Origin of the sequence: Exiguobacterium sp. SH0S1, assembly GCF_004337165.1 — a bacterium.
GTDB lineage: Bacteria > Bacillota > Bacilli > Exiguobacteriales > Exiguobacteriaceae > Exiguobacterium > Exiguobacterium aurantiacum_A.
This window is the reverse complement of the sequence record NZ_SJVC01000003.1, coordinates 175,491-196,424: the sequence shown is the minus strand read 5'-3', so window position 1 is coordinate 196,424 and position 20,934 is coordinate 175,491. Positions and strand designations below refer to the sequence as shown.

Below are 20,934 nucleotides of genomic sequence, written 5' to 3'. Positions count from 1 at the left end.
TGTAAACAACGACAACCATTCACAAAAAAGGAGCGATTGAACATGAAGAAAAAAACAATGAACAAATTTGTAGCACCGGCACTGGCACTGGGGTTACTCGTACCATTGAACGCCCAAGCAGCAGAGGCGCCAACGGTGAGCACGCCAGCTGGAGACCTTCGTGCCACGCTCGACCAATTACTATCTGAGCATTATGTCTTAGCCGTCACATCGATGATGAAAGCTTACGACGGGGCACCGGATGCCGAAGTCGCAATGAAAGCACTCGATCAAAATGCGCTCGACATGACGCCAGCCATCGCCTCAATCTACGGTGACGAAGGCGCGGCTCAGTTCGAAGACATCTTCGCCGGCCATAACAGCTACTCGGCTGACTTCGTCGAAGCTGCCAAGTCAGACGACAAAGAACTTCGTGCCGAGGCTGAAGCCGAAGTCGATGAGTTCGTCGAAGAATTCTCGACATTCCTCGATGCTGCGACAGAAGGCAACTTACCGAAAGAAGCAGCCGCTGACGTCCTTGAACTTCACGAAGATCAAGTTCTCTCGGTGTTTGATAACTACGTCGCCGGTGACTACGAGTCGGCTTACATGACATACCGTGAAGGCTACAAGCTCATGTTCGACATCAGTAAAGCCCTCTCAGGAGCGGTCGTCACGCAAATGCCTGACAAATTCCCGACACCTGCTGACACGCCAGCTGTAGAGCTTCGTTCGACATTGAACAGCCTCGCCGGTGAACACTTCGCTCTCGCTGCGATCGGCATGCAAAAAGGCTACGACAAAGCGGAAGATTTCGACTACGGCAGCTGGGCTGAAGATCAAAACACGCTCGACTTTAAAGCAGCCATCGGTTCGGTCTACGGTGACGAAGGTGCGGCTCAGTTTGAAAAAGTATGGAACGGAAACCACATCACAGCACAAGGTGACATCGTCGCAGCAACACTTGAAGGCGACGAAGCTAAAATCGAAGAAGCACGCATGAAACTCGATCAGTTCGCTGTCGACTTCAGTACGTTCCTCGATGCAGCGACAGAAGGCAACTTGCCACAAGCGGCCGGTCAAGAAGCGATCATGCAACATGAGGCACTCGTGCTTCAAACGTTTGATCAATATGTAGCCGGTGACGCAGATGCAGCTTGGATGTCATTCCGTGAAGGATACGCGTTCATGTTCGGTGTTGGTGAAACACTCGGTAACGCGATCGTGACACAAATGCCTGACAAGTTCGCTGAAACAGCAATGCCTGCAGAGATGCCTGAAACAGGTCTCGGTGGTGCACAAGCACAATCAATGAATACCCTTTACGCTGGCCTAGCTATACTTGGCGGAATCATGCTCGCCTTTGTTACGCTTCGCAACCGTAAAGTATCAGAACAATAAACTAAAGGAGAGAGCCCAATGAACAAGCGCCATTTGTTTTTGGCGCTCTCTCTATTTTGTTTTGGCTTCTGGTCGTGGACGAGCGCTCAAGAATCGTCATCACCACCTGTAGAAGAAAAACAAATAGAGGAGAGCCCAGATTTATCGGCTGAATTCTCACTTCTACAGGAAGAGGTGAAGAAACTTCGTTTAGCCGAGGAAGAGGAAAGCACTAAAGCCGTGACACCTGTCCAGATTCAAATCCCGAGCATCAATGTCGACACCGCGATCGAACAGGTCGGCGTGCTCGATAACGGACAGATGGGCGTACCCGTTGACGAGAATCAAGTCGGCTGGTTCGAACCCGGTGTCAAACCAGGCAGTAAAGGCAACGCCGTCGTCGCCGGACACGTTGATAGTAAGACGGGGCCCGCCGTCTTTTATGAACTCGATCAACTGAAGACAGGCGATGACGTGACGATTATCGATGAGATGGGCAACACGCTGCGGTTTCGTGTCACAAAAACAGAGAGTTATGACACGAAAAATGCCCCGATCGACGAGATTTTTGGCGCCACGTCAAATCGCAACTTGAACTTGATCACGTGTTCCGGTACGTTCGGGGACGGCGGTTATGACCAACGTTTCGTCGTTTACACGGAGCTTGTCGATAGCGAGATCAAGTCGACAGTCGAACTCGACGCCCCGACGAACGTCACGTTAAGCGGTAACTTGCTCACATGGCACGCGGTCCGTGACGATGCCGTCATCGGCTATCGTGTCTATGAAGTCATCGACGGGAACGCGACACGTATCGAGAGCGTCCCGTCACACGCCCGGAAGAGTGTTGAAGTCACGAACGGGCAGGCAACGTATTACGTGACGGCGATCGACCGGCTTGGAAATGAGTCGACTCCTTCGGAATAACAAAGGAAGCAAAAAAGAGCCCGCAGACGACTGTCTGTGGGCTCTTTCGATTAGACGAAACATGGGATTTGCGGGTTGAACGTCTTGTTGTTCTCCGTCATGATCTGCTTCTTGATCTTGCCTTCTCCGAGATAGACGATACGGTCGGCGAGCGCTTCCGCGTCTTCCTCGTCGTGCGTGACAAAGATCGTCGTCGTGCCCGTCTGTTTGAGGAGACGGCGCAAGTCGTCGCGGATCCGGTGTTGGAGCGACGTGTCCAAGTTACTGAACGGCTCGTCTAAGATCAAGAGGGACGGCTTCGGTGCGAGCGCACGCGCGAGCGCGACACGCTGCTGCTGACCGCCGCTCAGCTCATACGGGTAGCGATGCCGGAACTCAGATAAGTTCACGAGCGTGAGCATCTCCTCGACCCGTTCGTTCCGCTCCTTCCGGCTGAGCTTATGGAGGCCGAAGCGGATGTTCTTCTCAACGGTCATGTGCGGGAAGAGCGCATAGTCTTGAAACACCATGCCGACGCCGCGTTGTTCGGGCGGCATAAACTGGCAGTCGTCACAACAGACGCAATCGTTGACGACGACGACGCCTTGATTTGGCATCTCGAGACCGGCGATGAGGCGCAAGATCGTACTTTTCCCCGAACCGCTGTCGCCGAGGAGGGATACGATTTCGCCTTTCGTGATCGAGAGCGAGAACCCTTTGATCGTCTCTGCTTCTGCACCTTTATAGCTGAAGTGTAAATCGTTGATTTGAACAAACATTAGTCGGCCTCCTTATCAAGCACCTTATGGAACACAAAGATTAACAATCCGCTCATGAGAACGATGACGATCGACGCGAGCGCCGCTTCGTGAATCTTCTCATCACTGACATATTTGAACGCCTGCGTCGCAAGCGTCGAGAAGTTGAACGGCTGCAAGAACAGTGTCAGCGGCAACTCTTTCATAATATCGATGAAGACGAGGATGAACGCGCTCATGATCGCCCCTTTGATCATCGGGATATCGACCCGGAAGAACGTCTGAACCGTGCCCCAACCGAGCATGCGTGACGCTTCCGTGAACGACTTCCCGACTTTCTCAAATCCGCTCTCGATCGAGTTGTAACCGATGGCGAGGAAACGGATGACGTAGGCGAAGATGAGCATGATGAGCGTCGTCCGGAACACGAACGTCTGTCCGAGATCGAGCGCGAGCGCTGCTTTTAGCACCCATTCGTCTAGTAGTAAAAACAACGTGATGACAGCGATGGCGATAGCCGCTCCTGGGATCGAGTAGCCGAGCGTCGTCACTTTCGAGATGACGCGCGTCATGTTCGATGGGAACAACCGCGTATAGTTGGCGATGATGAGTGCGAATACGAGAATGATGATTGTCGCGATAAAGGCGACGCTCACCGTGTTCCAGACGAGGCGGAAAAATTCAGCCGTGAACACTTGCTCGAACGTCAAGAACGTCCAAGCGACGAGTTGGATGAACGGGATCGCGAAAGCGATAACGAAGATCGTCGCCACGTAACCGAACACGGCGTAACGATGCCAGCCGTTCAACGGTCTTGGCTTGAGCGGCTTCACTTTTGTCGTCGCATAGCTGAACTGCTTGCGGCCTCGGACGAGTCGTTCCGCCATCAAGATAGCGATGACGATGATCATGAGCGTGCCGGCAAGTTTTAACGCTGAAGACGTGTCCTTCATGCCGAACCACGTGCTGAAGATGGCCGTACTGAACGTCTGGATTCCGAAGTATTTGACGACGCCGTAGTCGTTCAACACTTCCATCAAGACGAGACTGACACCGCCGATGATGGCGACGCGCGAGATCGGGATGACGACGGTGAAGAAGATATCCCACGACCCGCGTCCGAGGATGCGGGCGTTCTCGATCATCGACGACGACTGATTGTGTAGGAACGCGCGTGTGATCGTATAAATGTACGGATACAAGAACAACGTGAAGATGAAGATCGTCCCTTGGATCGTCATGATATTGAAGTACGTCTGATCCACGGTGATGCCAAACTCGTTGCGCAGCGTCGTCTGGATGACGCCGGTGTAGTTCAAGATGCCATGATACGTGTAAGCACCGATATACGGCGGGATTGCGAGCGGTAAGATGAGCGCCCATTTGAAGAATCGCCGTAACGGGAAGTCATACACCGTGACGAACCAAGCGAGGCTCGTTCCGATGATGGTCGTCAAGAAACCGGTCACGAGCATGATGAACAACGTGTTCCTCACGTACGTCGGCAGCAGATATTCGCGGATGTGTTGCCAATTGTCATTGACCGGTGCGAACAGTTCTACTAAGACGACGATTCCTGGCAAGACGATAAACGACAACGCGATAAAGCTCAGGATGGACCATCCATTCAGTTGTCGTTTGATTGCATACCAGTTCATGTCTTACAGCTCCCGTTTCTTTCATTTACTTCCTGTCCCATCATATCAGTTTCATCGTCCCGGTCATACCTTTAGACTGTCAGGAAACGCAAAAACCTTCGGCCTGAACATGCGTTCAAGCCGAAGTCGTTTTATTTCCAACCAGCTTCGTTGAAGATGCGGATGGCTTCTTGCTGATTTTCACCGAGAACAGATAGGTTGATATCTTGTTCTTTGAACTCACCCCATGATTTGAGGAGCTCGTTCGGCTCGACCGATTCGTTGACCGGGTACTCGTAGTTGGCGCTTGCGAACTGCTCTTGCGCTGACGGGTCAGACATGAACTCCATGAGTTTCTTCGCGTTGTCAGAGTTCTTCGCCGCTTTCGTCATCGCGATTCCAGAGATGTTGACGTGCGTACCTGTCGTGTCTTGGTTCGGGAAGAAGACACCGAGCGCTTCAGCGACTTTCTTCTCTTCCGCGTCTTCTGAGTTCAGCATGAGACCCATGTAGTACGTGTTCATGATGGCCACATCACCTTCACCGGCGACGACGGCTTTCGCTTGGTCACGGTCGTTCCCTTGTGGGTCACGCGCCATGTTGTTGACCATGCCTTCTGCCCATTCTTTCGCTTGGTCGACGCCGTTCACTTCGATGAATGACGAGAGGAGTGAGATGTTGTACATGTTTTCAGATGGACGAACGAGCACTTTCCCATTCCACTGTTCTTCCGTGAGCGCTTCGTACGTCGACAAGTCTTCCGGCTTCACGCGATCTTTCGCGTAGACGATGACACGTGCACGCTTTGTGAGACCGAACCATTCTTTGTCCGTGTCACGGTATTTTTCTGGGATGTTCGACTCAAGCACATCGCTATCGACCGCTTGAAGATGCCCTGCTTCTTTTGCCTGGTGCAAGTTCCCGGCGTCAGCAGTAATGAAGAGATCCGCTTCTGTGTTCTCACCTTCTGTGTTCAAACGTTCGAGAAGTTCATCACCTTTTCCTTCGACGACGTTGACTTTCACGCCCGTCTCTTCTTCGAACTGTTTGTAGAGCTCTTTGTCGACATCGTAATGACGGCTCGAGTAGACGTTGACGACTTTTGATTCTTCTGCCGTCTCATTGTCCCCCGTAGTAGTCGTCTCTTCCGTGCTCGCGCAAGCCGCGAGCAGTGATGTCGTAAGTGCTGCCGAAAGTCCAAGTGCCATGTACTTTTTGTTCATTTATATTTCCCCCATGTTTTAGTCTCTTTGTTGGTAATGATAATTACTCTCAATCACTATAATCGATGATAATCATTCTCATGTCAACCTTTTTTTGAAAACGTTACCAGTAGTTATGTATTTATAACTTAACAGTTTTGACGATATCATTTCTTGACTTCAAAATGATGAGGCGCCTATAGTTGAAATGAAAAGACCGTCTGGTCGGTACAGAAAGGAGTGACGAAATGACAAACCGATCAACTATCACGAAACAAAAACTGTTAGATGCCGCGACCGAGATCATCATGGAGCACGGAGTGCACCAACTGACATTAGATGAAGTCGCAAAGACCGCTGGTGTCTCAAAAGGTGGCCTGTTGTATCATTATCCGTCGAAAGAAGCGCTTTTGACCGCCATCGTCGAACGGCTTCAAACCGAACAAAACGATTTATACGAATCACTTCAGGCTGACGGCCACGGTCCGGTCGAGGCGTTCGTCCGCCTATTTGATGAGACGAAACTCTATCCGGAACGCTCGCCAATTCATATCGATGCCGAGAAGATGATCGCCTTCTTGACGTTATTCGCCGTCGATCAAGCGTACGCCGACCGTTGGAAGCATGACCTCGACACGTTCTTCGCCGAATTTCAACAGACGAGCGATCCCGTCGAGACGATGATCATCCGCTATGCCCTTGAAGGGATGATGATGTCCGAACACTTCAATGTCGGCGTCCCCCCTACCGCTTTAAAACAAGCCATTATCGCTCGACTCATCGAGCGCGCCCGACACATCGATTCGGGAAACTAGACTAATTTATTAGAGGAGAAATGAACCCCATGCAAAAGATCACGACCTTCTCCGTCAACAACAAGTTCGCAGTTTGGTTGATGACGATCATCTTAACGGCCGCCGGAATCTTTGCCGGCCTGACGATGAAACTAGAGACACTGCCTGACATCACGACACCGACCGTCTCGGTGACGACGATTTACCCTGGCGCTTCCCCTGAACAAGTGCTCGACGAAGTGAGCACCGTGCTCGAAGATCGCTTGAAGAGTTTGAACGGTGTCGAACAAGTCCGTTCGTCTTCGTTCCAAAATGCTTCGAACATTCAAATCGATTATGATTTCAGCACGGATATGGAAGCAGCCGAACAACAGGTCAAAGATGCACTCAGCAACGTCGAGCTGCCAGAGTCCGTCCAAGACCCGCAAGTGTCACGCCTCAGCTTCGACGCTTTCCCGGTCGTCGGTGCAGCCGTTTCAGATGAAAGCCTCGATTTGGCTGAGTTGACAAAACTTGTCGAAGACGAGCTCCAACCGGCCCTTGAAGGTGTCGAAGGTGCCCAGCTCGTCCAAATCGCCGGTCAAGAAGTCCGTCGCGTCGAGCTTCGCTTCGACGAGGCCGCACTTGCCGAATACAACTTGACAGAAGATACGGTCAAACAGTTGATTCAAGCAAACGATGCCCGCATCGCGCTCGGTTTGTACGAGCTCGGGGATACGGAACAGGCCGTTGTCATCGACGGGAAGTCGGAGACGCTCGAAGCGTTCCGCGACCTGCAAATCCCGTACTCACCAGCCCCAGCTGAACCGACCGCCCCAGGGACGCCAAGTGGATTCCCGGCTGGCGAGACACCTGAGTTGCCAAGCGAAGTCCCTGGCACAGTCCCACCTGCGAATGTGCCGACAACAGTCCCGACCGTCGCTTTAAGCGAACTCGCGACAATCGAAGACCGCGGCATCGAAGAATCGATTTCGCGGTCGAACGGAGAACGTTCGATCGGGATTCAAGTGACGAAGACACAAGACGCGAACACCGTCGACGTCGTCAACGCCGTCAAAACGATTTTAGACGACTTTGAGGCCGAATATGATACGGCGAACGTCTCAATCACACTCGACCAAGGTCAGCCGATTGAAGAATCGGTCGAGACGATGGTATCGAAGGCGTTACTCGGTGGTCTATTCGCTATTTTGATCATCTTAGTGTTCCTTCGTAACTTCCGTTCGACGATCATTGCTGTCATCTCGATTCCGCTATCGCTCTTGATGGCGCTCATCGTCTTGAAGCAACTCGATATCACGCTCAACATCATGACGCTCGGGGCGATGACCGTCGCGATTGGACGCGTCGTCGATGACTCGATCGTCGTCATCGAAAATATTTATCGTCGACTCACTCGTCCGAACGAACCGTTACGCGGCAAAGCGTTGATCATCGCCGCGACGAAAGAAGTGTTCGTCCCGATCGCGTCATCGACAATCGTGACGATCGCCGTCTTCTTACCGCTCGGTTTCGTGACCGGCTTCGTCGGCGAACTGTTCTTGCCGTTCGCCTTGACCGTCGTCTTCGCTTTGCTCGCTTCGCTCCTCGTCGCGATCACGGTCGTACCGATGATGGCCGATTCGTTCTTTAAAAACCGTAACAAGCTGAAGCCGGAAGAAGGACCCGGTAAACTTGCCGAATGGTACCGCGGTGTGCTCAACTGGTCGCTCAACCACAAGCTCGTCGTCTTCGGACTCGCGACACTTCTCTTGATCGGCAGTTTCGCCCTCGTCCCAGCCATCGGGGTCAACTTCTTGAACCAAGATTCGGAGAAAACGCTGTTCGTCACGTTCGACCCAGAACCAGGACAGACGCTTGACGACTCAATCGCGGCTGCTGAGATCGCCGAGACGTACTTTATGGAAGACCAGCCGAACGCGACCGACGTCCAGTTCACGGTCGGTGGCGAAAACCCGCTCAACCCGGGGAATAACAAGCAAGGGATCTTCATCGTCCAGTACGACCCGGACACAGAAGACTTTGCCGACGTCAAATTGGCAGACATCGAACAATTGAACGAACTTGCCTCAGGCGGAGAATGGAAAGAACAAAACTTCGCCGGCGGTGCCGGAACGAGCGGTGTGACGTATAACGTCTACGCCAACTCGCTCGAAGATCTTGAAGCGATTGTCCCGACATTCATCGAGACGATCGAAGAAGAGACGGACTACGTCCGCCAAGCGACGTCTGATCTTCGTGAGTCATACGTCCAGTACACGTTCAACGTCGATCAACAAGCAGCAGCTGAAGCTGGCGTCTCGGCCGCTCAACTCGCTCAAACGATCGGTCAGTTCCAAGCACAGGCCAGTCCGCTCGCCAGTGTGACGATCGATGACAAACAGCTCGACGTCATCATCCCGACGGAACAAGTCACGTATGACAGCATTGAAGACTTGCAAGCGCAAGAAGTGACGACGCCGTTCGGGCCGCGCCCAATCTCAGACTTCATCGAAGTCGAAGAAGGCACGACGCCGGACACGCTCGTCCAGCGCGACGGCAAGCTCCTTGCTACCGTCAGCGTCGAACTTAGCACGGACAAGGCGACGGAAGCGTCGGCCGCCATCGAAGAACGTGTCTCTGACATCGATCTCCCGACGGGCGTCTCGTATGACGTCGGCGGCGTGACAGAACAGATTCAAGAATCGTTCACGCAGCTCGGCCTCGCGATGCTCGCAGCCATTGCCATCGTCTACTTGGTGCTCGTCGTCACGTTCGGCGGTGCCATCACCCCGTTCGTCGTATTGTTCTCGCTCCCTTATGCGATCATCGGCGGACTCGTCGCCCTCTTGATCACGGGAGAAACGATTTCCGTATCTGCTTTGATTGGTGCGCTCATGTTGATCGGGATCGTCGTCACAAATGCGATCGTCTTGATCGACCGCGTCATTCATAAAGAAGAAGCCGGTCTATCGACGCGTGAAGCGTTGCTCGAAGCAGCCGGTACGCGACTCCGTCCGATCCTTATGACGGCGCTCGCGACAATCGGTGCCTTATCACCACTCGCCCTCGGACTCGAAGGCGGCGCACTCATCTCGAAAGGTCTCGGTGTCACCGTCATCGGCGGACTCACAAGTTCGACGTTACTGACGTTACTCATCGTCCCAATCGTCTATGAGTTCTTCGCTCGATTCCGCAAGAAACAACAAGCATAATTCAAAAAGAGATTTGACCGAGAGCCGGTCAAATCTCTTTTTGTTGTGTTCAGTAACATTGCATGATCATTTCGGTCTCCTCGAATCGTTTGGCCTGAAGCGCCTCTGTCGGAATCAAAAAGTAGAGGATCCCGACATCGCCGAACATGATATCGAGCTCTTCTGACGAATCCATTTGGAAGAGCAGGAACGGCCGCTTGAAGCGGTCACCATATGTGTCCTGAACCTCTTCGAACACATCATTTTGAATTGCGTTCGGATGACCGCCGATTGCGTGAAATTCCTCATCGTCAATCAGCTCTTCGAACGCCTCGAACTGATCGTCATTCAATAGATGGGCGAGCACATCAACGTTCGGTGCGTATGATTCATCAAACGAGACCCCCCGTTCGTTCAGCGCCTCCCCGACTTTGACACGTTCAAGGTCTGTGTCTTCCGTGTACACAACATGCCAAAGATGACGTTCGTCCTTGTCGCCCCACGGTTGTTCTTCCATATCGTAAAAGAAAGACAACAATCCTTTTTTTGGAAGCGCCTCGACCGACTCACAGCCGGCAAAGTCGCTTAAGCGAAATTGCGCCAAAAACGTCAAGTTCTCTCCAGGATGGTCCGACCCGATCGGTAAATCTGGATAACCACCAAATTTCGAATGGCCAATCGCCACCTCTTCTCGTGTCGTTCGAGGCACCATACTCAAATTGATTCGTTGTTGGAACGCGTTCAAGACGTCTGCCCCATTTTTGATTTGATGTTCTTGAATGAACCGTTCGACTGCCGTTTGTTCCATAAATACACCTCATTTGTTAGTAGTGAGCTCATTATACCACCCCGAACATATGTACCCGTTATCTTTTTTGTCATAGCCTCCATCTTGACCTAGATGATAAAGTTTGAGAGAATTCATACGTTTTGAATGTATATGCGAAAGGATGAATCACATGCAACGTCTTATCAAATGGATTATCGGCCTTTCGCTCTTATTTGGCTTGAGCGCGCTCGGGAATTGGATCGTCGCCGTGCTCGCTTTAAAAGTGCCAGGGAGCGTCATCGGCATGGTCCTGTTACTGCTCTTATTGATGACCAAGATCATCCGCGTCGAATGGATCGAAGATAGCGCCGGCTTCTTGACGAAGCACCTCGCCTTTTTCTTCATCCCGATCGCGGTCGGGCTCATGTCGTATAGCTCGCTTTTAAAGGCGGAAGGCGTTCCGCTCTTCCTCGCCTTGATCATTAGCATGACGATCGGTCTCGTCGTGACGGCGGTCGTTTCCGGAAGACACGGTGAGGCGTCATGACCGTCTTCTGGATATTGATTACCATTGCCGTCTATATGTTGAGCCGGAAGCTGTCATTCAAATGGGCGTCCCCGTTCACGAACGTTGTCTTTTTGAGCACGCTCACGCTCATCTTGTTATTGCTCGTCTCTGGACAGACGTACGACACGTATGCGCCGGCGAAAGATGCGATCACGACACTGCTCGGGCCGGCGACAGTGGCGCTCGGCTTGCCGCTCTATCGCAACTTGCCGATCCTGCTCGCTCGGGCTAAACGAGCGCTCGGTGCCATCGTGCTCGGGACGTTATCAACGATTTTCGTCGCTGTCGGTCTCGGAACTGCCCTCAAGTTGACGGATCACGTCTTGCTCGCCTTGTCCGTCAAATCGGTGACCTCGCCAATCGCGCTCGAACTGGCACGACAGTTGCAAGGTGACGCCGCGCTCGCCGCTTCGGTCGCCGTCGCCTGCGGCATCCTTGGCGCCATGCTCGGCCCAGTGATTCTATCTATGTTCAACGTGACCGACCCGTTCACGCGCGGACTCGCCCTTGGGACGATCAGCCACGGCATCGGGACGGCCCAAGCCGCGACCGAACATCCGCTCTCAGGCGCGACAGGCGGAGCTGCGATGGGATTGACCGCTATCCTGACGTCGTTTTTGTTGCCGCTGTTGTTACCATTCCTATTTTAATGGACAGACAGGGAGACGCTTGCTACGCCTCCCTGTCTGTTTTCAAACAATTTTGATACTTTTCAAAACACCTCTCATGCTACACTAAATGAGTAATGATTCATTAGAGGAGGTCTACCATGCAAGCAAAATTGATTGAACGATTAATGACCTACGCAAAGATTGATACCCAATCCGACTTCACGAGTGAGACGACGCCGTCGACGGTGAAACAATGGGATTTGATTCGCCATCTCGAGGCCGAACTGAAGGCGATTGGGCTCGAAGACGTCGAGACCGACGAATACGGCTACTTGTTCGCGACGTTGCCGAGTAACGTCGACTATGACGTGCCGACGATCGGGCTGCTCGCTCACGTCGATACGGCGACCGATTTTACCGGCACAAACGTCAATCCGCAACTCGTCGAACACTACGCGGGTGGCGATATCGTCTTGAACGAGGCACTCAATGTTATCTTGTCACCGCGTGACTTCCCCGAACTTGATGATTACGTCGGCCATACGCTCATGACGACGGACGGAACGACGCTGCTCGGTGCCGATGATAAGGCCGGCATGGCGGAAATCGTCACGGCGGTCGAATACTTACTGGCGCATCCGGAAATCCCACACGGACCGGTCCGGATTGCGTTCACACCGGACGAAGAAATCGGGCGCGGACCACATAAGTTCGACGTCGCCCGCTTCAACGCCGACTTTGCCTACACGATGGACGGCGGTCCGCTTGGCGAACTTCAGTATGAAAGTTTCAACGCTGCCGGAGCGACCGTCACGTTCCACGGCACGAACGTCCACCCGGGTAGCGCCAAGAACAAGATGGTCAACTCGATGAAACTGGCGATGGCGTTCCATAACCGCCTTCCGGCCGACGAGGCACCGGAACATACGAGCCATTATGAAGGATTCTTCCACTTGAACGGATTCTCGGGTGATGTCGAGACGACAGTTCTCCAATACATCATCCGCGACCACGACCGGACGAAGTTCGAAGCCCGGAAAGTCTTGCTCGAGAAACTTGTCGCCGAATGGAAACAAAAATACGGCGAGGCACGCGTCGACTTGAAGATGGACGACCAGTACTACAACATGGCCGAGAAGATCGAGCCGGTCAAACACATCGTCGACACCGTCGCCGACGTCATGCGCGAGCTCGGGATCGAACCGGTAATCGAACCGATCCGCGGCGGGACCGATGGCTCGCAACTGTCGTATATGGGTCTCCCGACGCCAAACATCTTCACTGGCGGCGAGAATTATCACGGCAAGTTCGAGTACGTCTCCGTCAACAATATGGAAAAAGCGACACACGTCATTATCCAGACGCTCCGCACGTTCGCCGAACGCGCGCGAGTATAACACATGCGCCTCCAATCATTCTCTTCTACACTAGAGACATTGGAGGCGATTTTTATGAAGCATACGTTTCACATGAACCTTGACTGGCCCGGCGGACGTAACGACGTCGGCACGATCGAGGCCGAACGGTTGAAGACGCAAATTTCGATTCCCCCGGAAATGGACGGACCTGGTATCGGGACGAATCCCGATGAGATGCTCCTCGGAGCTGCGGCGACGTGCTATATCATCACGCTCGCGGCCATGCTTGGACGGAGCGATCTTTCCCATCAAGGCATCACGATCGACGCCGAAGGTATCGTCGACGTGACGAACGGCGTGTTCACATACGAGACGATCCGTTATAAAACCGTGATCAACGTCCGCGCTGCGGCGACCGACCGGGATATCACGCTCGTCGAACGGATTGCTAAGAAAGCGAAAGACGGCTGTATGATTTCACGCGCCTTGGCCGGCAACGTGACGTTCGAGCTCGACACGACGGTCGTCCGCACGGGCTGACGATGTACCGGTTTGAACGACCGTTAAAAGAAGGGGTGATCGTCAAGCGGCGCAACCGCTTCGTCATGGACGTGTTGCTCGATGACAAGATTGTCGCGTGCCACTGTCCGGTCACAGGGCGAATCGGTGATCTCGTCTTCGACGGTGTGCCTTGCCTCGTTTCGGCGGCAAACAATCCGCGACGCCATACTTCTTTCACGGTGGAAGCCATCTCGATTGACCGGGACAAGCGCTGGATCGGCATCCATCAAGGACGGGCCAACGACTACGTCGAACATCTCTTGAAAGCGGACGCTTTGCCGGTCTTTCCGTCTCTAGAACGTGTCGAACGTGAAATCGTGTCAGGCGGTTCACGCCTCGATTTCAAAGTCGATGCAGTCTACATGGAAGTGAAAACACCGCTGACGGAACTGTTCGTGACGCCGCTCCCTCGCTTTGAAGGAAACGCAAGGAAAACCCCTGTCGAGACGAAACGGTTCATCCGTCATCTTGAAACACTGATCGCGACGTTGCCACAAGCAGGACGGGCCGTTTTATTGTATGTCTTCTTATATGATGCGCCCATCTTCACCGGCAATCCGAAGCGGAGACACGACGCTTTGATTCGCCAACGGATTCGTGACGCGATCGTGGACGGGTTCGAAGTCTGGCAGTTGAACTGCGAAGTCACCTTAGAAGGAATTACCCCGCTGCGCTGTCTCGAGACGACACATTACTTCAATTAAAAAAGCCATCCTGCGATGACTTTTACTGTAGCAAGAGCGGCGTGACGTACGCCTCGATGACAGCGGAGACAGCGAGGAGCGGGACCGCGATAAATAAGAACGTCTTGATCCCTGCGAGCAATAGCGCTTTGAACGTGACGTCCGTCTCTTTTCCTCGTAACTTCTTCCATACATGACGGTTGAGCGACAGTCCCATCGCCGCCCCGAGCAGAATCGCCGAGATTTCGGTGACGCCGTGCGGTAAAATTCCGAGAACGAGCACTTTAATGACCGACTCGCCCGTGAAACCGACGAGCATGGCGACGAGACCGATGACGGCGGCGTTGATGACGACGAACACATATGGGATGAAGAGTGGGATCATCCCGAGTAAGAAGGCGAGCAACGTGACACGTGTATTGTTCACGAACAAGGCGATCATCGTGTCGCGTGCGCTCGAGTCGAACGTCAGCCCGCTCGCTTCAAACGATTCGCCGAGTTGGGCTAAAATCTCGTCGACTTGTTCGGCCGCGACGAACGTGCGGAATAACCAATACGAGACGACGCCTGTCACGAAGAACACGAGCAACAGTCGGACGAAATCTTTGCGGTAGTAGTCGTTCCACGCCTCGCGGATCGATAGTGATGTTTTCATGAACGATTCCCCCTTATCCATTCATACGAATCCGTTCCACATTTGTTTCATATTTACCCGCGACTGCGCGTTTTTAAAAAACGTGATACAATACACGTCGTAAACAAATCAGAAAAACGAGGTATTCTATACATGATTACAGTAAATAACGTAAGTCTTCAATTCGGTGGCCGTAAGTTGTTCGAAGACGTGAACATCAAGTTCACACCAGGCAACTGTTACGGCTTGATCGGCGCGAACGGTGCCGGTAAATCAACATTCTTGAAAATTCTTGCCGGTGAGCAAGAGACGTCAACGGGTGACGTCAGCTTCTCACCTGGCGAACGTCTCGCCGTCCTCAAACAGGACCATTATGCGTACGAAGACCAGGCTGTGCTTGAAACAGTCATCAAAGGCCATGAGCGCTTGTATCAAGTCATGAAAGAAAAAGATGCAATCTATATGAAAGAAGATTTCTCTGACGAAGACGGCATGCGTGCCGCTGAACTCGAAGGTGAATTCGCTGAGATGAACGGTTGGGAAGCCGAGTCGGAAGCCGCAACGGTGCTTCAAGGTCTTGGCATTACTGACGCGTCGCACCATAAACTCATGAGCGAGCTCACGGGTGGCGAGAAAGTCAAGGTACTCCTTGCCCAAGCGTTGTTCGGTAAGCCAGACATCTTGCTCCTCGATGAGCCGACGAACGGACTTGACATCAAAGCGATTCAATGGCTCGAAGAGTTCTTGATCAACTTCGAGAACACTGTCATCGTCGTTTCCCACGACCGTCACTTCTTGAACAAAGTTTGTACACATATGGCTGACCTCGACTTCGGTAAAATTCAACTGTACGTCGGGAACTACGACTTCTGGTACGAGTCGAGCCAACTCGCATCGCGCATGGCCAACGACCAGAACAAGAAAAAAGAAGAGAAGATCAAAGAGCTCCAAAACTTTATCGCTCGTTTCAGCTCGAACGCTTCGAAGGCGCGTCAAGCGACATCGCGTAAAAAGTTGCTCGATAAGATCACACTGGACGACATCCGTCCGTCATCACGCCGTTATCCGTTCGTCGGTTTCTCGATGGAACGTGAAATCGGAAATGACGTCTTGTACGTCGACAACGTCTCGAAGACGATCGACGGCGTCAAAGTACTCGACAACGTCACGTTCTCATTGAACAAAATGGACAAAGTCGCTTTCGTCGGTCGCAACGACGTCGCCATCACGACACTCTTCAAGATCCTCATGGGTGAGATGGAGCCAGACACGGGTACGGTCAAATGGGGCGTGACGACGATCCAATCGTACTTCCCGAAAGACAACTCGGAATACTTCGAAGGCTCAGATAAGAGCATCTTGGACTGGTTACGCCAGTTCTCGCCAGCTGACGAGTCAGATACGTTCCTCCGTGGTTTCCTCGGCCGTATGCTCTTCTCTGGCGAAGAAGTCATGAAGAAAGCGTCTGTCCTCTCAGGGGGAGAGAAAGTTCGTTGCATGCTCTCGAAGATGATGCTCTCGAACTCGAACGTGCTCGTCCTTGACGATCCGACGAACCACTTGGACCTCGAATCGATCACAGCGCTCAACAACGGACTCGAGACGTTCAAAGGCGTACTCCTCTTCAGTTCACATGACCATCAGCTCATCTCGACGATTGCGACACGCATCATCGAAGTGACGCCGAATGGGATTGTCGACAAAGAAGCGACGTACGACCAGTTCCTCGAGAACGAATCGCTTCAACAACAAGTCGAATCACTTTACCAAAACGCATAATAAAAATCGATCGGCGCGTGCGCCGATCGATTTTTTTATTTGACTTCGACTGTCTCCATGACGTGTTCATGGATGTCGTGTCCTTTCGTCACATGAACTTGGACGTTGTACGTACCGGTCTCCGGGAACGTATGCTCACCCGCATAGCTTCCGTTTTCCGTTTCCTCAAGCTTCACCCAATCGTGCTTATCCGCACCGTCTTTGAATACTTCAAGTTGAACGTCCGCACCTGTCAGCACCTCATGGTCAATTTCAACGTTGACGGTGAACGGGCTCGCTTCATTCGCCGTCACTTGCTTTGGATCGAGTGTGATATCGGCCCCGGCGTGTTGGTGATGGTCTGTTTCAGCCTCGGCTTCGGCTTCTGTTTCTGGATGACCGACCGTCACCTTCGCTGTCGGCATCGTATGCATCGCCCGCGCCGTCACGTGGACTTGGACCGTATAGACCGCTTCATCCGCAAACGTTGCTTCCGTCTCATAGACCCCGTCTTCTGTGAGCGAAGCTTTCATCATCTCACTCTCTTCTTTGGCGCCGTTCTTCCACACTTCGAACTTGATCTCGTCCGCATCATCGACCCCTTTGCCGTCTTGCGTGACGCGAACCGATAACGTGACCGCTTCATCTATTTCTGCTGTCGCCGGTACGTTCAATTCTGCTTCGACAGGTTCCATCGACTGCACCGTCTCCGTCGCATTGTCCGCCTCTTCTGTCCCGCATGCCCCAAGGACGAACAAACCGATTATTCCTGTCGCCATCCCGATTCGTTTCACTGTTTGTCTCATTATGAATCCCCCCTAGTTAATCGCTTACACGTTTCACACATTGTTCATGATATCATCCTTTTTCAGGAATTGTGTGATGATTTTGTGATATTTACCACGTCTTCCGCTCATAAATTGAACACAAAATTTGAGAGTCATTATCCAAAAATTCCTTTGCCTATTTTTAGGATTATAACGTGTTTTGGAACAAAACGGGGTATATAAAATATATACACAGCTCAATATATGGAAAGCCTTGACACCAAGATACATACACCAAGAATGGAGGCGAAAGGAAAAATGAAGAGCAAATTTGTACGGTTATTGATGGCCTTGTTGATCCTGCTGGCACCGTTAGTCACCTATCCAAAATCAGCTGATGCCGCTGCTTCGAAGTTCATAACGAGCGTGAACACGACGAGTAAAGTCGTGGCGTTGACGTTCGATGACGGAGCGGATGGTGCGAATACGAACAAGATTTTGGACATACTTGCCAAGAACAACGTCAAAGCCACTTTCTTTTTGACTGGAACCGGCGCCAACCACCATCCTCAATACATTAAAAACATCGCAGCTAAAGGTCACCAAGTAGGTAACCACTCGTACAGCCACCCATACTTCACCCAGTTGACCGCCACTCAAATGAAGACCGAACTCGACCGTACCGAAGCAATTGTTAAATCACTGACCGGCAAAACGACAAAACCGATCTTCCGGGCTCCGTTTGGCGCCGTGAACAGCGCCGTCTTGAGCGGTGTCGGCGCTGCCGGCTACGCTTATACGATCCAATGGAACATCGATACGATTGACTGGAAAGGACTCACTGCTAGCCAAATCAATACGAAAGTCCAAACGAACATCAAACCAGGATCGATCGTCCTCATGCACACCGGTGCTGGTGCGCCAGGCACACCGCTCGCCTTGCCGACGATGATCTCGCAACTGAAAGCAAAAGGCTACAAATTCGTGACAGTTTCCCAATTGCTCGCTTACCAATCTACTTCAACCTCTAAAACGTATACTGTCAAATCAGGCGACACGCTCTATAGCATCGCTCGGGCTTACAACGTCACAGTCGCTGCACTCGCTGCCGCCAACAAGATCACGAACTACAACTTGATCAGTGTCGGTCAAGTGCTCGTCATTCCAGGAACAAGCGTCACGCCACCCCCAACGACGACTGTCAAATATACGGTAAAAGCAGGCGATACACTCTACAAGATTGCGACACTGTACAAAACGACCGTCGCCAAAATCGCTGCTGCCAATAACATCACCAACATCAACCTGATCAGCGTCGGTCAAGTCCTGGTCATCCCAGGAACAACCGTCACTCCTCCGCCAGCGACGACCGTGAAGTATACCGTCAAGTCAGGCGACACGCTCTATAAGATTGCGACGACATATAATACGACCGTCGCCAAAATCGCTGCCGCCAACAACATCACGAACATCAATTTGATCAGCGTCGGTCAAGTGCTCACGATTCCACGCTGAGCAAGTGTAATGTATGAAACTTTTTTATCAAACGCCTCGTAAATGGAAATTAAGAATGATTCATCCATTCATTGAGGGGAGAAATTGAAATGGGACGAACGATGCTACGTCTTGGAATCGAAACAGTAATCGGAATCGGGTTATCTACCGTTATCTTCTTTACTGTGATTTGGCTAGGTTATTCCGATGCACAAACGACCGGAGATCCGATCACATTCGCTAATATCGAAATTTTTCGAGTGACGAACGAGAACGAAATAGCGAATAACGAAAATATGACTTGGATTGGAATTGTGATCACGGGTGCTTGTATCGCATTGGTTGAGACGTATCGTTCTCTTCGAAAGAATCGGTATGCAAAAACAGCCGCATAAAAAAGATGTCCATCGGCCTCGATGGACATCTTTTTTATGCACCGAGACACTCATCGACCATGGCGACCGCAACATGCGGGTCGTTGACACCGTGGACGAGGACCCGACCATCTTTGAATAAGAGCATCCGGTGACCTCGCCACCGCCATTCTAACGTGAATGGCGTCTTTTTCATTGTGATGTCAGCGCGCTCAAGTTGGTTCGCGATCGGCTCAAGTCCTTCGATGGACCGACGAACTTGAACAACGTCACGTCCGCATAGAAGAGCCGTCTGTTGCCGGTTCGAGACGAGACTCGGATACTCGTTCTGTTGGCACGACGGACACGCCGCGTCGACAAGCCGTTCGACATCGAGTCGTTGCGACTGATTTTCCCATAAGTCCTCAATCAAAAGTCGACGTTCCAATTTCTCATGTCGCCCCGTCAAATATTTCAACGCCTCGACAGCTTGCCGGCTCGCGACGTGGTGGACGATTGGCGCCACGACTCCGGCTGTCGCACACGTCTGCCCAGCGAGCGGCAAGTGGCGCATGAGACAGCGGAGACAAGGTGCCTCACCCGGCAATACGGTATAGTTCATGCCATACGCCCCGACGCAAGAAGCGAACAAGAACGGAATGCCTCGCTCGAGCGCGAAATCGTTCAACAACAGACGTGTCTCGACGTTGTCCGTCGCGTCCAAGACGAGGTCGACGTGAGGCAAGGGACGAAGCCAGTCCCACGAGACGTCGGCGATGTGCGCGTCGATTTCAACGTCTCCATTGATTGCTCGCAACCGTTCAAGCGCAGCGATTGCTTTCGGCGTCTCCGCTGTCGCGTCTCGTTCCGTATACAACGTTTGCCGTTGCAGGTTCGTCACTTCCACATAATCTCGGTCGACGATGACGAGTGCGACACCGGCCCGAACGAGCTGATCGGTCACAGCCGCACCGAGCGCGCCGAGACCGACGACAAGTACGCGCTTTGTCATCAGTTCCGCTTGCCCGTCCGCACCGATTCCATGAAAACGGGCTTGCCGTGCATAACGTTCCGACGAGTGTGTCATCGGATATAGTCTCCTGACTTCCCGCCGTGCTTCTCAAGCAAGTAGGTCGGTCCAATGACGATGCCTTTATCGACGGCTTTCGTCATATCATAAACGGTCAACGCCGCAATCGTCGCGGCCGTCAATGCTTCCATCTCGACACCGGTATCGCCTTTTGTTTTGACGAATGATTCGATGATGAGATCGGTGCCATCCCATTCAAACGTCAAATCGATTTTCTTCAAGGCGAGCGGATGACACATCGGGATGATTCGGCTCGTCTCTTTGGCGGCCATGATTCCGGCTACTTGTGCCACAGCGAGGACGTCACCTTTCTCAAGCCCACCGTTTGTGATGAGCTGTTTGAGCGAACTGCTCAATTCGACTGATGTCCGGGCGCGAGCAGTTCGCGTCGTTTCTTCTTTTCCTGATACGTCGACCATCCACGCTCGTCCCTGTCCATTCATATGCGTCAATTCCATC

The 20,934-nt window shown here is 52.4% G+C and carries 20 protein-coding genes; 12 read left to right on the top strand and 8 right to left on the bottom strand.

The genetic code is table 11. The features are described 5' to 3' along the window. The first annotated feature begins 42 nt into the window (after window positions 1–42). Window positions 43–1,380, top strand: a complete 1,338-nt coding sequence (locus tag EVJ20_RS10085; protein ID WP_131508122.1) for a copper amine oxidase — start codon at window positions 43–45, stop codon at window positions 1,378–1,380. 18 nt (window positions 1,381–1,398) lie between these two features. Then, the gene (locus EVJ20_RS10080; RefSeq protein WP_131508120.1) at window positions 1,399–2,286 is read left to right on the top strand and encodes a class F sortase; all 888 of its coding nucleotides are present in this window, start codon (window positions 1,399–1,401) and stop codon (window positions 2,284–2,286) included. 50 nt (window positions 2,287–2,336) lie between these two features. Here EVJ20_RS10080 and EVJ20_RS10075 read toward each other — a convergent pair whose 3' ends face one another. From EVJ20_RS10075 to EVJ20_RS10065, 3 genes are all read right to left on the bottom strand, one after another. After that, window positions 2,337–3,044, bottom strand: a complete 708-nt coding sequence (locus tag EVJ20_RS10075; protein WP_071398816.1) for an ABC transporter ATP-binding protein — start codon at window positions 3,042–3,044, stop codon at window positions 2,337–2,339. Further along, window positions 3,044–4,681: an ABC transporter permease gene (locus tag EVJ20_RS10070; protein ID WP_071398815.1), complete on the bottom strand. Its 1,638-nt coding sequence runs from the start codon at window positions 4,679–4,681 to the stop codon at window positions 3,044–3,046. The genes EVJ20_RS10075 and EVJ20_RS10070 overlap by 1 nt, the downstream gene beginning before the upstream one ends. Window positions 4,682–4,812: 131 nt before the next feature. Next, on the bottom strand, window positions 4,813–5,883 hold the full coding sequence (locus EVJ20_RS10065; protein WP_071398814.1) for a Fe(3+) ABC transporter substrate-binding protein: 1,071 nt from the start codon (window positions 5,881–5,883) through the stop codon (window positions 4,813–4,815). Between the two features lie 227 nt (window positions 5,884–6,110). Between EVJ20_RS10065 and EVJ20_RS10060 the strand changes: the two genes are divergently transcribed. Further along, complete coding sequence (locus EVJ20_RS10060; protein ID WP_131441679.1) at window positions 6,111–6,677, top strand: TetR/AcrR family transcriptional regulator; 567 nt, start codon at window positions 6,111–6,113, stop codon at window positions 6,675–6,677. Between the two features lie 29 nt (window positions 6,678–6,706). Further along, window positions 6,707–9,850: an efflux RND transporter permease subunit gene (locus tag EVJ20_RS10055; RefSeq protein WP_131508118.1), complete on the top strand. Its 3,144-nt coding sequence runs from the start codon at window positions 6,707–6,709 to the stop codon at window positions 9,848–9,850. A 49-nt stretch (window positions 9,851–9,899) separates the two neighbouring features. On the opposite strand, the gene EVJ20_RS10050 is transcribed toward EVJ20_RS10055, so the two are convergent. Continuing rightward, entirely contained in the window at window positions 9,900–10,637 is a 738-nt protein-coding gene (locus tag EVJ20_RS10050) for a YwqG family protein (protein ID WP_131465898.1), read from the bottom strand. A 151-nt stretch (window positions 10,638–10,788) separates the two neighbouring features. Here EVJ20_RS10050 and EVJ20_RS10045 point away from each other — a divergent pair, with 151 nt between their 5' ends. The 5 genes from EVJ20_RS10045 to EVJ20_RS10025 all read left to right on the top strand — a co-directional run bounded on the left by EVJ20_RS10045 (window position 10,789) and on the right by EVJ20_RS10025 (window position 14,400). Further along, a complete protein-coding gene (locus EVJ20_RS10045; RefSeq protein ID WP_131508117.1) occupies window positions 10,789–11,145 on the top strand; it encodes a CidA/LrgA family protein in 357 nt (118 codons plus the stop codon). After that, entirely contained in the window at window positions 11,142–11,816 is a 675-nt protein-coding gene (locus EVJ20_RS10040; protein ID WP_131465894.1) for an LrgB family protein, read from the top strand. The genes EVJ20_RS10045 and EVJ20_RS10040 overlap by 4 nt, the downstream gene beginning before the upstream one ends. Window positions 11,817–11,935: 119 nt before the next feature. Beyond that, complete coding sequence (pepT, locus tag EVJ20_RS10035; protein WP_131508115.1) at window positions 11,936–13,174, top strand: peptidase T; 1,239 nt, start codon at window positions 11,936–11,938, stop codon at window positions 13,172–13,174. Between the two features lie 54 nt (window positions 13,175–13,228). Further along, entirely contained in the window at window positions 13,229–13,675 is a 447-nt protein-coding gene (locus EVJ20_RS10030) for an OsmC family protein (RefSeq protein ID WP_131508113.1), read from the top strand. Window positions 13,676–13,677: 2 nt separating this feature from the next. Next, the gene (locus EVJ20_RS10025) at window positions 13,678–14,400 is read left to right on the top strand and encodes a DNA/RNA nuclease SfsA (RefSeq protein ID WP_131508111.1); all 723 of its coding nucleotides are present in this window, start codon (window positions 13,678–13,680) and stop codon (window positions 14,398–14,400) included. Window positions 14,401–14,422: 22 nt separating this feature from the next. Here the strand turns inward: EVJ20_RS10025 and EVJ20_RS10020 are convergent, their stop codons facing one another. Continuing rightward, window positions 14,423–15,034, bottom strand: a complete 612-nt coding sequence (locus EVJ20_RS10020) for a stage II sporulation protein M (protein ID WP_161568110.1) — start codon at window positions 15,032–15,034, stop codon at window positions 14,423–14,425. Between the two features lie 132 nt (window positions 15,035–15,166). Here EVJ20_RS10020 and EVJ20_RS10015 point away from each other — a divergent pair, with 132 nt between their 5' ends. Then, on the top strand, window positions 15,167–16,792 hold the full coding sequence (locus EVJ20_RS10015; protein WP_070328113.1) for an ABC-F family ATP-binding cassette domain-containing protein: 1,626 nt from the start codon (window positions 15,167–15,169) through the stop codon (window positions 16,790–16,792). Between the two features lie 35 nt (window positions 16,793–16,827). Here EVJ20_RS10015 and EVJ20_RS10010 read toward each other — a convergent pair whose 3' ends face one another. Beyond that, on the bottom strand, window positions 16,828–17,577 hold the full coding sequence (locus EVJ20_RS10010; protein WP_131508107.1) for a FixH family protein: 750 nt from the start codon (window positions 17,575–17,577) through the stop codon (window positions 16,828–16,830). 279 nt (window positions 17,578–17,856) lie between these two features. On the opposite strand from EVJ20_RS10010, the gene EVJ20_RS10005 reads away from it, so the two are divergent. Together EVJ20_RS10005 and EVJ20_RS10000 are read left to right on the top strand one after the other, a co-directional pair. Next, complete coding sequence (locus tag EVJ20_RS10005) at window positions 17,857–19,053, top strand: LysM peptidoglycan-binding domain-containing protein (RefSeq protein ID WP_071398801.1); 1,197 nt, start codon at window positions 17,857–17,859, stop codon at window positions 19,051–19,053. 89 nt (window positions 19,054–19,142) lie between these two features. Then, on the top strand, window positions 19,143–19,427 hold the full coding sequence (locus tag EVJ20_RS10000; RefSeq protein ID WP_131490567.1) for an LlsX family protein: 285 nt from the start codon (window positions 19,143–19,145) through the stop codon (window positions 19,425–19,427). A 34-nt stretch (window positions 19,428–19,461) separates the two neighbouring features. On the opposite strand, the gene EVJ20_RS09995 is transcribed toward EVJ20_RS10000, so the two are convergent. Beyond that, entirely contained in the window at window positions 19,462–20,472 is a 1,011-nt protein-coding gene (locus EVJ20_RS09995; RefSeq protein ID WP_131508105.1) for a ThiF family adenylyltransferase, read from the bottom strand. After that, complete coding sequence (gene moaC / locus EVJ20_RS09990; RefSeq protein ID WP_131441220.1) at window positions 20,469–20,933, bottom strand: cyclic pyranopterin monophosphate synthase MoaC; 465 nt, start codon at window positions 20,931–20,933, stop codon at window positions 20,469–20,471. Before moaC ends, EVJ20_RS09995 begins: the two co-directional genes overlap by 4 nt. Window position 20,934 lies beyond the last annotated feature (1 nt).